This is a genomic window from Niabella drilacis (assembly GCF_900101395.1).
Classification (GTDB): domain Bacteria; phylum Bacteroidota; class Bacteroidia; order Chitinophagales; family Chitinophagaceae; genus Niabella; species Niabella drilacis.
Map to the genome: position 1 here is coordinate 381272 of NZ_FMZO01000004.1, position 12719 is coordinate 393990.

Sequence of the window (12719 nt, forward strand, 5' to 3'; positions counted from 1 at the left end):
TGCCGCCTTAGTGGTATCTTTTAGTATTATTAGTGGCGGTAACGATCTGCTTCTTCTGAGCCTCAGCGGTTATCACTGATCCATTTCCGCTGCGAGAAATCGCCAAAGGTTTCACCGGCGCTGCGCTCTTTTACATAAACGTCGAAGAGGTTGTCCAGCGTATCAAGAATACCTGTTTCATCCAGGCTGTCTTTGTATTTTGTGTTGAGCCGTTCACCCAGGCGATCTCCCCCGATGTGCAGGTTGTATTTTCCCAGGGATGTACCTACAAAGCCAATCTCTGCGTTGGGAGAGCGTCCGCAACCGTTCGGGCAGCCGGTCATCCGTACAATAATATCTTCGTCCGCCAACTGATGTTTTTGCAGCAGCGGTTCTATTTTGCTGATGAGGGTGGGCAGGTAGCGCTGTGCTTCCGCCATCGCCAGGGCACAGGTATTCAAGGCCACACAAGCCATGGAGTTCCGCCGCATGGGACTGGCGTTATCCGTGCTTTTAATGATCTGGTGTTCTACCAGGAGCTGCTCTACTATCGCTTTGTCGGCATCGGCAATATCACTCAGGATAAGGTTCTGATTGCAGGTGAAGCGGAAATTTGCCTTTCCGGTTTCAGCAATCTTTAATAAACCGGTTTTCAGTGGGTAATTGTTTTCATCCACAACCCGGCCATTTTCGATAAATAGGGTGTAATACCATTTCCCTTCATGGTTTTGCGACCAACCGTAAGCATCCTTGCGGCTGGTAAAGGCGTAGGGGCGTGCCGGTTCAAAAGAAAATCCACAGCGCTTTTCTACCTCCGCACGGTAGGCGTCTACTCCCAGTTTATCAATGGTATATTTGATACGGGCCTGCTTCCGGTCGCTGCGGTTACCAAAATCACGCTGTACGGTAATGACCTCATAGATGGCTTTTAAAGCCTGTGCTTTTGGTACATACCCGAGCATACTTCCAAGCCGTGCGTAGGTGCTGGCATTACCATGGGTGGTACCCAAACCGCCTCCGGCCGCAAGGTTATAGCCTTTTAGCTCACCGTCTTCGATAATAGCAATAAGCCCCAGGTCATTGATGAATACGTCCACATCATTATTGGGAGGAATGGCGATCCCGATCTTAAATTTACGGGGCAGGTACCGGTCCTGGTACAAGGGGTCTTCTTCTGTAGTTTCCACCAGTTTCTCAGCATCCATCCACACTTCATAATAGCCTCTTGATTTAGGCAAATGATGCGCGCTGATCTCACGGGCAAACTGGTAGATCTCCTCATGTAAGGGCGACTCTTTGGGGTGCGATGCGCAGGTTACGTTCCGGTTTACATCGCCGCAGGCTGCAATGGAATCCAGCTGCATCGTGTTAAATGCACTGATGGTGGGTTTGGTATGTGATTTTAAGATGCCATGCAGCTGGATGGTCTGCCTTGTTGTGATCTTTATGGTGCCAGTGGAATAGTTTCCTGCTACATGATGCAGGCCGATCCACTGCTCCGGTGTCATAAAACCACCGGGTAGCCGAAGGCGGATCATAAAAGAATAAAGCGGCTCCAGTTTCTTCCGGCTCCGTTCCTCGCGGCGGTCCCGGTCGTCCTGCATATACATGCCGTGGAATTTCACCAGTGCCTGGTCGTCTTCCCGTATGGCGCCGGTATGCGCGTCTGTAAGACTTTCCTTCAGCGTTCCCCGCAGCCCCTGGCTTGCTACTTTGATCTTTTCGGTTCCTGATAAATTATTTTTCTCACTCATTGTTTTTGTTTCTGGTTTCTGGTTATTCGTTTATAGTTGTTGCTAACCATAAATCATAAGCCACAAACGATAAATTTTATTAACTAATATACATCCTTTGAATACCGTCCTTCCTCTTCCAGCTGCACAAGGTAGTTACGGGCTTCTTCTTCCGATTTCCCTTTTGCTTTGAAGAGCTCTACAAAAGTGTTTTCCACGTCTTTGCACATGGGGTCTTTTGCACCGCAAATGTACAGGTATGCACCGTTGTTCAGCCAGTCCAGCAACTCTTCTCCTTTTTCTTTAACGCGGTGCTGTACATAAATTTTCTGATCTGTATCTCTGGAAAAAGCCAGGTCCAGGTTATTCAACACGCCTGTTTCCAGGTAGCTTTGAATTTCGGTCTGGTATAAAAAGTCGGTCACAAAATGTTGTTCGCCAAAGAACAGCCAGTTCCTGCCGCTGGCTCCGCTGGCATCGCGTTCTGCCAGGAAGGAGCGGAAGGGGGCCACGCCGGTACCGGGGCCGATCATGATCACATCTTTGTTTTCTTCCGGAAGTTTAAAATGTTTGGCCCTTTGAATAAAGAACTCGATCTCGTGCCCTTCATCGAGGTCGGAGAGAAACTCACTGCACACACCGTAGCGTTCCTCATCTTCAACGGTAAACTGGTTTTTGGATACTGTAATGTGGATCTCATTTTCTCCGTGTGCATTGGGCGAGGAGGAAATGGAGTAAAGCCGTGGTGATTGTGCGGTTAATATTTTGATCACTTCTTCAAACTGTGCGGCATCTTTTACGGGGTAGATGCGCAGCAGGTCGTACAGGCTCATGCGGGTATCGGGGATCCGCTGCTGTGTAAGCGCTGCAAATTTTTTAACGGTCGATTTCAGCAGGTAGCAGATGTTCAGATGCTGGCTCAGCAGATCCCGCACGGTTGCTTTTACCCTTTCGGTCTGGATCTCTTTTTCCGGGTCTATGCCGGTGATGCCGATGATCTTGGTGATCATGTTCTGTTTGTTGGAGGGTACGATCCCCAGGGCATCGCCGGGCTGGTAATCAATGGGCTCATCGGTCGTGATCTCGATATGATAGGTTTGTTTATTAGAGCCGCGGTCGTTCAGGTTGATATTGGTGATCACCTTGCCCATGTAGTATTTTTTCCCGGTGGGTTTGGGCTCCGCAGGAAGGGCAGCCGCGGGCGCGCTTGCAGTGGACTGCAGCGCCGCAGCTACGTTGTCCAGCCAGTGCAGCGCATCTTCTTCGTACTCCACGTCGCATTTTTTCAGGGGCAGTACGCGGTGGGCGCCCAGGGCTTCCAGGCGGGCATCCACGTCTTCCCCGGTTTTGCAAAATTCGGGATAAGAGCTGTCGCCTAACGCCAGCACTCCAAATTTGAGCTTGCTGAGGTTGAGCTGGTTTTCATGAATATGGTCATAGAATTTTTTGGCCAGTAAGGGAGGCTCTCCTTCACCCTGTGTACTGATTACCACAAAAAAGTACTCTTCCTTGGGAAGATCGGTAAAACGATATTGATCCAGCCCGGTAAGCTTTACGGTAATTCCTTTTTTTTTGGCAATGCCAGCCAGTTGCGTGGCCAGTTTTTTTGCATTTCCAGTTTCGGTACCATAGACCAGGGATATTTTTTTTACTGCAGCAGGGGCGGCTGCAGCAGCTTCCTGGCCGCCTGCAATTCCCTGTGCAAGGCCGGCAAAATAGCCGCTGGCCCAAAGTAACTCGTCCCGCGAAAGTGTTGGGGTAAGGTTTTTGATGGCTCCTAATTTTGCGTCAGATAGCATGTTTTAAATTATTTTGTTGATGAACACGGATCATTTCTTCGGTAACGGGCTTAAAGTATAACTGCTGGCTGTGGCTATTCTCCAGCCAGCCGAACTGCTGGTGCAATGCCACTACCTTACCCACGACCACCAGGCTGGGAGAGGCCAGCACTGCGCCTTTCAGGGTATTGGCATAATCGAAAAGGCTGCAGGTATGTACCTGCTGAAAGCAGGTTGTTGCCTGTTCAATAACGGCCAGCTGCTTTTCTTTTGCGATGTGATGCGCTGTTAATTTTTCTACTACCTGGTCCAGGGTCCCGGACGACATATAAAATACCAGGGTATCTTCTGTTGCTGCCAGCTCCTTCCAGTAGGCATCTGTAACCACATCCGATTTATAATAGGTAAGGAACCGTACTGCTGTTGCATATCCCCGTGCTGTTAACGGCATTCCCGAATAAGCTGCTGCTCCCAGGGCCGCTGTTACGCCCGGAATGATCTCATAAGAGATCGAATGTTGTGTCAGGGTTTGCAGCTCATCCAGGATATTGGAGAAGATGGAAACATCGCCCCCTTTGAGCCGTACCACCAACTTTCCCTGTAGCGCGTAGTGCACCAGCAGCTCATTGATCGTGCTTTGAGGTACCGATCTTTTTTTGCTGCATTCCTTGCCTACGTATACGATCTCGGCAGCTGGGGAAACATAACGGTGCAGGATTACGTCACTGACCAGCCGGTCTGCAAGCACCACGTCTGCGCTTCGCAGGGCATCGGCTGCCTTAACCGTGATCAGGTCCGGGTCGCCGGGACCGGCGCCTGCCAGGATCACTTTACCGGCGCTTTTATGCGGCTGCTTTTTTACAGATGATGTATGTTGAAGGAGCATCTGTTGTTTTTTATAATCTACTTAAAATGTAGACTTCGTAGTTAAAAAATAACGGCGCACCGGGATTGCCGGCCGGGCGCCGTTTGGATCAATTCAGTAAAACTGCTGCTACAGTGCTGTTGCTGGTCTCATCTACCAGGATGGCATTACCATAGTCGCTTAAAGTATCAAAATGGTCGTATACCAGCGGCGCTGCGGTTTTAATGGTAGCATGTACCACTTCATTGAGTTTAACGCCGTCTTCGGCTGGTATGCGTTCCAGGGTGTTTACGTCTACTTTGTATGCTACGTTCCGTACAATGGTTTTGAGCAAACGCCCTTTATGTTGAAGAAAGTATTTATTTCCCTGGATGAGGGGTTTATTATCGAGCCAGCAGAGTACCACTTCGATCTCGTTGGCCACCTTGGGCAGGTTATCCACATGGGCGAAGGTATCTCCCCGGCTGATATCAATATCATCTGCAATATGCAATACTGCAGCCTGCGGGGGAAATGCTTCGTTTACTTCTTTGCCGCCTACTTCGATCTTTGTAATAGTAGAGTCGATACCTGCGGGAAGGATCTTTATTTTGTCGCCTGTTTTGTAAACGCCGCTGATGATCTGGCCGGCATAGCCCCTATAGTCATGCAGCTCGGCTGTTTGCGGGCGAATGACGTACTGCACCTGGAACCGCGGGTCTTTATGATTGATATCGGAAGCTACTTCAACGGCTTCCAGGAACTCCAGCAATGAAGGACCGGTATACCAGGACATTGTTTCGGAATGGTCTACGATATTATCGCCCAGGAGCGCGGAAATCGGAACATACGTGACGTTTCCGAGATTCAGTTGTGCCGCCACTTTTTCATAATCGGCTTTGATTTCGTTGAACCGCTCTTCAGAAAAATCGACCAGGTCCATTTTGTTGATGGCTACCACCACATGTGGCATCTTCAACAGGGACGCGATGATAGAATGGCGGCGGGTTTGTTCAATAACACCGGCGCGGGCATCAATAAGGATGATGATCAGGCTGGAGTTGGAAGCACCGGTAATCATGTTACGGGTATACTGTACGTGACCCGGGGCATCCGCAATGATGAATTTTCTTTTTGGGGTAGAAAAATAGCGATAGGCTACGTCAATGGTGATCCCCTGTTCCCTTTCGGCCCTTAAACCGTCCGTGAGCAATGCCAGGTCAATGCCATCGGCATTTTTGTTTTTTGATTGTTTTTCCAGCGCTTCCAGCTGATCTACCAGAATGCTTTTGCTATCATACAACAGCCGGCCGATCAATGTACTTTTGCCATCGTCTACACTACCGGCAGTTATGAAACGTAATATATCCATTTGGAAATTTAGAATTTAGAATTTCAAATTTTGAATTTAGAAGTACCCGCCCTTCTTCCGGTCTTCCATGGCTGCTTCGGTTACCCGGTCATCGATCCGGGTTTCGCCTCTTTCGGAGATCCGGGTGGCCATAATTTCGTTTACCACTTCATCCAGGGTTGTGGCGCTGGATTCCACGGCTGCGGTACAGGTCATATCTCCTACGGTGCGGTAGCGTACTTTTTTTGTGGAAATCACATCGGTTTCATCGATGGTGATATAATCGGAAACGGCAATCAGCTGTCCTTCGTGTTCAAGCACTTCGCGTTCATGCGCAAAGTAAATCGAGGGGAGGGGGATTTCTTCTTTTTTGATATAGTTCCATACATCCAGCTCCGTCCAGTTACTGATGGGGAATACCCGCACATTTTCGCCTTTGTGGATCCGGCCATTGTAGATGTTCCATAATTCGGGGCGTTGCAGCTTGGGTTCCCACTGTCCAAACTCATCTCTTACAGAAAAGATGCGTTCTTTTGCACGGGCCTTTTCTTCATCGCGGCGGGCTCCGCCAATACAGGCATCGAATTTAAATTCTTCAATGGTATCCAGCAGGGTGTGGATCTGCAGCCAGTTGCGGCTTGCAAATTTGCCCTTGGGTTCGGTAAGGTGCTTTTGCTTAATGGTATCTTCAACCTTGCGTACGATCAGCTCGGCGCCTACTTCTTTTGCCAGGGCATCGCGATAAGCGAGCGCTTCCGGAAAGTTATGGCCGGTATCGATATGCACCAGCGGAAAGGGGATCTTTCCGGGTGCAAAAGCCTTTTTTGCCAGTTGCACCAGCGTTATGGAATCTTTACCGCCGCTGAAAAGCAAGGCCGGTTTCTCAAATTGTGCGGCAACTTCCCTGAAAATATAGATACTTTCAGCTTCAAGCTGCTCGAGGTAATCTAATGTGTACTCACCCATACATTCTTTTTATACAGATCCGCCTGTGCGGATTTTTTTAACAATCAAAGTGGTTTTTTCAAGGCGGGCATTTATCGGGATCCCTTTATTGGTGTACATGGAGCCCGCACTCTTTGTGCGAAACCTCCCACCACCATCTGCCGGCCCGGGGATCCTCACCCGGCTCAATAGCCCGGGTACAGGGGGCACAGCCGATGCTGATAAATCCTTTATCATGCAGCGGGTTATAAGGCACGTTTTTTTGCCGGATGTAGTCGAGCATTTCATCATAGCTCCACCGGATCAGCGGGTTGAATTTATAAAGACCCCGATCGGCATCCCATTCGATCATTTTCATGTCCTTCCGGTTGTCCGACTGCTCGCTCCGCAGACCGGTGATCCAGACCTTTGCACCTGTCAGCGCACGGTTAAGGGGCTTTACCTTCCGGATAAAACAACATGCTTTACGGTTTTCAACCGATTCATAGAATCCATTGACACCCTTCTCTTTTACAAAGGTTTCTACATCCGGAGCTTCCGGAAAATAAATGTCGATGTTTATTTTATAGCGGGCATTGGTTTTCTCCAACAGGTCATAGTGCTCGTAAAACAGGCGCCCGGTATCCAGCGTAAAGATCCGCACCGGCAGTTTTGCCGTTGCGATCATTTCCGCTAATACCTGGTCTTCCTGGCCCAGTGATGTGGAGAAAACGGTTGCTTCGGGAAACTTCCCGGTTACCAGCCGTAAGGCATCCGCCGTTGAAGCGTTCTCTATTTCCTGTATCTGCTCTTCTGTAAACACGGTTGTTGTTTATGGTCTATTGTTTATGGTTTATAGCTGAGATCAACTATAAACCATAAACGATAAACTAAAAATTAAATATTCGGTTGAGGTGTATAACGCAGGTAAGGTTTTACCTCTTTTACGCCTTTAGGGAATTTTTTAATGGCATCTTCTGTGCTGATAGAAGGTACTACAATTACATCTTCACCTGCTTTCCAGTCTGCAGGAGTTGCAACGCTGTGGTTGGCTGTCAGTTGTAATGAATCGATCACCCGTAATACTTCCTGGAAATTTCTTCCGGTAGAAGCCGGATAGGTAATGATCAGCTTTATTTTTTTATCGGGCCCGATGATGAACAGGGAACGCACGGTTGCCTTTTCAGAAGCATTGGGGTGGATCATATCATAAAGGGTGGCGATATTTTTATCAGGATCTGCCAGGATCGGGAAATCAACGGAGCAATTTTGTGTTTCATTGATATCGTTCTTCCATCCCAGGTGCGAATCCAGCGGATCAACACTCACTGCCAGGGCCTTTACACCGCGTTTTTCAAATTCGCCTTTTAATAAAGCCGTTTTTCCCAGCTCGGTTGTGCAAACAGGAGTATAATCAGCCGGGTGCGAAAACAGCACGCCCCAGGAGTCGCCCAGGTATTCATGAAATTTGATTTCTCCTTCAGTAGATTGCGCCGTGAAATCCGGAGCAATGTCGCCTAATCTTAATGACATAATTTTAAACAGTTTTTAGTGACAAAATAGCTCTTTTAATAAACCTACTAATCAAGTAGACTAATAGGGTGGTTTGCAAGGTACGATAAAATATTTGAATGGAAGTGTAAAAAAATGGTGAAAATGGAAAAATAATCAAAAGTGAATAGGCAATGGACGGGCCGCAGCGCCAGGAATAGACCAGCAGAACAGTGCTAACCACACATAAGTGGGTCTTGGGGCCCCATATCCGTCAGACCCGCTTTACGCCTGCTGCCAGGCTTTCCTTTTCAAATTTCCTTATTCCCCCGTTATTGTGATGGCTAGATCGTAATGGTAAACGAGGCGCCTCCGTTTGCTGCCGGGCGAAATGAAACGGTGCATTGGATGGCTTTTGCCAGATCCCGGATCAGGTGCAGGCCCAGGCCGTGCTTGGTGCCTATCACAGCGTTCTCATTGTAAAGCGCCTCCATTTGCGGTTGCTGGATGCCCGGACCATTATCGGTGATGGTAAGGAGCACCAGGTGTGCCTGTTGCCGGGCCTCCCAGCGGACCTGGCCGTTGGGTGTATGCTGCAGGGCTTTTAATGCATTGGCGGTAAGATTGTACATAATGGTTTTTAAGTAATCTTCATCTGTACTTACGGACAGTTGTTCGGGATTGGCAAAGTGGAAATGAACGGTATTATTGGCTGGTAGTTGTTTTTGGATGTGCTCAAAAAGATGGCTAACCGGTATGAGCTTCTTTTGTGGAGAAAAACGCTCCATCTGGCTCTTGCTCCAGAGCAGCATGGCTTCCATGGTATCCAGCAGGTTTTCAGCAGCTGTTGTGAGATCCTTTTGATAATGTTGTTTTTTCTGCTCGCTTAGCAGCTCCGGGCTTTCTTTTTGAAGGTGCAGGTAATTGATAAGATTTGCAATAGGACTTCTCAGGTCATGGCTGAGGATGCCAAAGAATTTTGTTTTTACCTTATTGGCCTCATCCAGCTCATTGTTCAGGGTGAGCAGGGTGGTATTGGTCCTGCGGCGGGTACGGTTCTGGTAAAACAAGAGCCCCCCGATGATGAACAGGAATACAGCGCCTGCTATTAAGGCTCCCCGGGTTCGTCTTGCATTGCTGAGGGCCAGTTTGTTGATCTGGATCTGTTTATCGCGGGCATCGATTTCCCGGGCATTTTCCAGCGTGGCGATCCTGTTTTTGGTTTCCTGTGAGTAAAGGGAGTCGTAAGTCTGAACATAATTATAAAGTAATTCATAGGCAGACCGGTATTCCCCTTTAGCTGCCCTGACCGTGGCCAGGCCGGATTCGGCATCATTATAAGTGTCGATATGGCCCATCGCTTTACTTATTGCGATCGCTTTTTCATAATATGCTTCTGCTGATGATAATAACTGCTGTTTTTTGCCCGGGTCGGTTATTTTAACAGACGAATCCCTGTAGGCGGTTCCCAGATGTTTTAGATTGCTGAGCGCCATTGCATGGTCCGGGCTATAGGCATCAAATAGTTTTTTTGCCTGTAGCAAACATCGGATCCTTTCTGAGATTGATTTTTTTGCCAGCGCTAAATAATGATATAAGTTGGCCTCCCGGTAAATATTGCCGGTGCTTTCATTTAGCTCCAGCGCTTTTGAAAAATAATTTCCTGCGGAAATACTATCCTTCCCCAGCAAATAAGCCAATCCTATAGATTCAAGGGATGTAATGGTATTTTCCGGTATCTTACTATTTATCGCTGCCGCATAAGATTTTTTCGCATACTGCAGCATTTTTGTGCTGTTTTCCTGGTCCAGGTACACCCCGGCAATATTTTGATTGATCCGGCAGATTCGATCGTTGTCTTCAGCTTTTTCTGCCATTTCCAGGGCTTTCAGATAGTAGGGTAGTGCCTGGTTGTGATTGCTTTGACCATAATAAACGTTTCCGATACTTTGTAAAGCACTGATGATGCCGGGGATATTGTTAATTGCTGTATTTGTTGCGTAAGCTGCTTTAAACTGCAATAAGGCTGAATCGTATTTGTTGCCGTTTAACAGCAATTCACCTGATAAAATATGGTTTGCCGCAATGCCCTTTTTCCAGCCCAGGGTTTTGGCCGCTGCCATACTCTGGTTTGCAAATTGTGTCGACTTCTCAATATCAAGGTCCTGGTACGCTTTACTGATTTTATATAACAGCCGTACTTTGTTGGTATCGTATTGGGATTCCCGTAGTTTTAGCAACATAGAGTCGATAGCCTCCTGGCCACTTTTTTGCGCATTCCCGTTCAGAAATAAACAGACCAGTAATAAGATTTTCAGTACTCGCATAGGATACTTATGGTTAAATCAAGGCATTTTTTTGAATGGCATTGCCGGTTTTGATGCCAAGTTGATATTCACAAGTTGGGCTTCGGGTTTGCGAATGAAAGATACTCGTTTTTTGCAGATAATCCGTATCTGAAGTTCCAGATCATAATCGTAAACCAGGCGCCCCGGAACCGGGCGAAAGAAATGTGCCGGATCGCTTTGCCGGGTCCTGGAGCAGCGTAGCCCCGGCCCATCATTACATTCGAAATAAGAATAGCTATTGTATCTGGCATTTTTAATCTATGGGCATCGGTTTTATTGCGGGCTGGTTTACCGGCGTTTTTTATCCGGTAAAAGCCGCCCCCTGTGGTTTTAGAATACATATCACTCCTAAAATTAAACCGCTCTTCAGATGAACATACCCGGTTTAAAAAAATCTCCGTTTTTTACAATCTCCGGCTTATTATGATTCTTTCAACGCTCTGCTGCAGATTAAACCAGGGCATTGATCTCCTGCTTCTGCTCCAGGAACGTATTTGGGACTTTTCCTAAATAGCGGCTGAAGTCTTTATAAAGATGCGACAGGTCATGATAACCATATTCCACGGCCTTTTCCTGCAGGCAATATTTGCCGGTATAATTGGTAAGCTCCTTTGCCACAGCATTAAAACGGACCATTGCCGTAAAGCGTTTAGGCGCAATGCCCACATGCTGCCGGAAGCTGTCGAGTAAATTGCGCTGACAGGTATACGCCTCTTTCGCAAGGGTTTTGATATCCACCCGGCCGGCCGACCGATAAATGAGTTCTACGGCCCGGGTTACATAAACTAAATTGCGGGCTGGTTTACAGGTCATTTTTTGGATCATAAAGGTCTGGAGCGACTGCCATTTTTGGATGACCGACCCTGCATTGTTTATTTTTTCGTTGAGCAGGTAAAGCTCCCGGCTGGTATCTGTAATCAGGATCGGATGGTCGGCAAAATGCAGCGCGTCTTCCTTCCAGAACAGGCCGGTGCTGTGCGGATGAAACAGCACGAGCAGCAGGTCCATTTTGGCGGGTATCGAAAACCGGCACAGCGCGTCGCCGGCGCCTCCAAAATAGAGCTGATTCCGTTCAAACAGAAGTCGTTCATCCCTGTTCATGACTTCCAGGCCGTCTGCCTGTTCCATAGGGAGTATGATGCAGGGGTACAGGCGGGGTATCATGTTAAATACGTAGCCGCCGGTCTCGTTACGCTGTATCCATAGGGCACTGTGTATGTAGGGCCTCAGTTGCGGGGCTATATTTAAAGGAATAACATGCATGCGGGATATTACATTATTATTTTTTCCAATGCTTTCTTGTAACTCCGGCCCACAGGAATTGATATTCCGCTGATATGGATTTCCTGTGGTGTTATCTTATCAATAAAATGCTTTTGTACGGCGTAACTCCGGTGTACTCTTATGAAACTGCTAAATGAAGGATCTTTTAGAAGATTTCCCAACGATGCCAGTACGCAATGCTTTTTTTGCCGGGTAATGATGCCTGTGTAATCTTTCAGGGCTTCCAGGTACAGGATATCGGCTGCCTTGATCTTTATATGCTCATGGCCATCCTTTATAAAAATAGTATCACCATTCAGGCTATGGTCCAGCAATGCCGATTTTTTGCGCAGTAACAGGTACTCTTCCAGTCGTTGCATGGAGGCCGCAAAACGGTCTGTCTTTACGGGCTTTACCAAAAAATCAAGAGCCGCCAGCTCAAAGCTTTCCAGTGCATAGTCCGGGTAGGAGGTGATAAAGATACAGGCATCCACCTGCAATAGCTGCCGGCGCAGCTCCAACCCATTCGTGCCATCCATATCTACATCCAATAATAGGATATGGGGACGGGTCTGCTCAATTTCAGCGAGCGCTGCTGCGGCATTGTCATATACGCCCTTTACAGAAAGGAAGGGATACTTCTTTACAAAAGACAGGGTGGTCAGGCGGTCTATTTCATCATCATCCACGATGATGCAGCTGTATGCATTGGCTTCGCTCATGTCTCTCAAAATTAACTAATCTGCCGGGATTTTCATCAGGGGTGGTCATATAAAACAGATCAAAGATGCGGCCAAAAAACCTGTTTGGTCACCGGTTCATATCGCTTTTTTCAGCGATAAGACAAACTCCCGGGTATCCGCCCGGGCCGTATCGGTATAGAAAGTGGCCCACCGGCTTTTTGCAGTGGCCCTCCAAACCAGCTGTTGTTTGTCGATTCAAACTGCTGTTTATCTAAAACAGCTTGCAAAAGGGGGGCGGCTGCATTTAGCTTTGAAACCATATAAA

9 protein-coding genes and 1 pseudogene are annotated in these 12719 nt (G+C 47.8%); all 10 read right to left on the minus strand.

Going from position 1 to position 12719, the window contains the following annotated elements; all coding sequences use genetic code 11:
* Positions 1-62: 62 nt before the first annotated feature.
* A pseudogene (locus tag BLS44_RS10070) lies at positions 63-1736 on the minus strand (NADPH-dependent assimilatory sulfite reductase hemoprotein subunit); the annotation flags it as partial.
* Positions 1737-1816: 80 nt separating this feature from the next.
* Entirely contained in the window at positions 1817-3511 is a 1695-nt protein-coding gene (locus tag BLS44_RS10075) for a diflavin oxidoreductase (RefSeq protein WP_090389938.1), read from the minus strand.
* Positions 3501-4376, minus strand: coding sequence for a uroporphyrinogen-III C-methyltransferase (cobA, locus tag BLS44_RS10080; protein ID WP_090389939.1), 876 nt, complete (start codon positions 4374-4376; stop codon positions 3501-3503). Before cobA ends, BLS44_RS10075 begins: the two co-directional genes overlap by 11 nt.
* Positions 4377-4464: 88 nt before the next feature.
* Positions 4465-5706, minus strand: coding sequence for a sulfate adenylyltransferase subunit 1 (locus tag BLS44_RS10085; protein ID WP_090389940.1), 1242 nt, complete (start codon positions 5704-5706; stop codon positions 4465-4467).
* A gap of 36 nt (positions 5707-5742) precedes the next feature.
* Positions 5743-6651, minus strand: a complete 909-nt coding sequence (cysD, locus tag BLS44_RS10090; protein WP_090389941.1) for a sulfate adenylyltransferase subunit CysD — start codon at positions 6649-6651, stop codon at positions 5743-5745.
* A gap of 85 nt (positions 6652-6736) precedes the next feature.
* Complete coding sequence (locus tag BLS44_RS10095; RefSeq protein WP_090389942.1) at positions 6737-7432, minus strand: phosphoadenylyl-sulfate reductase; 696 nt, start codon at positions 7430-7432, stop codon at positions 6737-6739.
* A 74-nt stretch (positions 7433-7506) separates the two neighbouring features.
* Positions 7507-8142 (minus strand): peroxiredoxin, encoded by a 636-nt coding sequence (locus BLS44_RS10100; RefSeq protein WP_090389943.1) that lies wholly within the window; start codon positions 8140-8142, stop codon positions 7507-7509.
* Between the two features lie 302 nt (positions 8143-8444).
* Positions 8445-10427: a tetratricopeptide repeat-containing sensor histidine kinase gene (locus tag BLS44_RS10105; protein ID WP_090389944.1), complete on the minus strand. Its 1983-nt coding sequence runs from the start codon at positions 10425-10427 to the stop codon at positions 8445-8447.
* 471 nt (positions 10428-10898) lie between these two features.
* Positions 10899-11711 (minus strand): AraC family transcriptional regulator, encoded by an 813-nt coding sequence (locus tag BLS44_RS10115; protein ID WP_090389946.1) that lies wholly within the window; start codon positions 11709-11711, stop codon positions 10899-10901.
* Between the two features lie 8 nt (positions 11712-11719).
* The gene (locus BLS44_RS10120) at positions 11720-12433 is read right to left on the minus strand and encodes a LytR/AlgR family response regulator transcription factor (RefSeq protein ID WP_090389947.1); all 714 of its coding nucleotides are present in this window, start codon (positions 12431-12433) and stop codon (positions 11720-11722) included.
* Positions 12434-12719 lie beyond the last annotated feature (286 nt).

Excerpts from the sequence above, each read along its gene's own strand:
- BLS44_RS10075 (WP_090389938.1), bottom strand. The coding sequence starts at position 3,511 with ATGCTATCTGACGCAAAATTAGGAGCCATCAAAAACCTTACCCCAACA.
- cobA (WP_090389939.1), bottom strand. The coding sequence starts at position 4,376 with ATGCTCCTTCAACATACATCATCTGTAAAAAAGCAGCCGCATAAAAGC.
- BLS44_RS10085 (WP_090389940.1), bottom strand. The coding sequence starts at position 5,706 with ATGGATATATTACGTTTCATAACTGCCGGTAGTGTAGACGATGGCAAA.
- cysD (WP_090389941.1), bottom strand. The coding sequence starts at position 6,651 with ATGGGTGAGTACACATTAGATTACCTCGAGCAGCTTGAAGCTGAAAGT.
- BLS44_RS10100 (WP_090389943.1), bottom strand. The coding sequence starts at position 8,142 with ATGTCATTAAGATTAGGCGACATTGCTCCGGATTTCACGGCGCAATCT.
- BLS44_RS10105 (WP_090389944.1), bottom strand. The coding sequence starts at position 10,427 with ATGCGAGTACTGAAAATCTTATTACTGGTCTGTTTATTTCTGAACGGG.
- BLS44_RS10115 (WP_090389946.1), bottom strand. The coding sequence starts at position 11,711 with ATGCATGTTATTCCTTTAAATATAGCCCCGCAACTGAGGCCCTACATA.
- BLS44_RS10120 (WP_090389947.1), bottom strand. The coding sequence starts at position 12,433 with ATGAGCGAAGCCAATGCATACAGCTGCATCATCGTGGATGATGATGAA.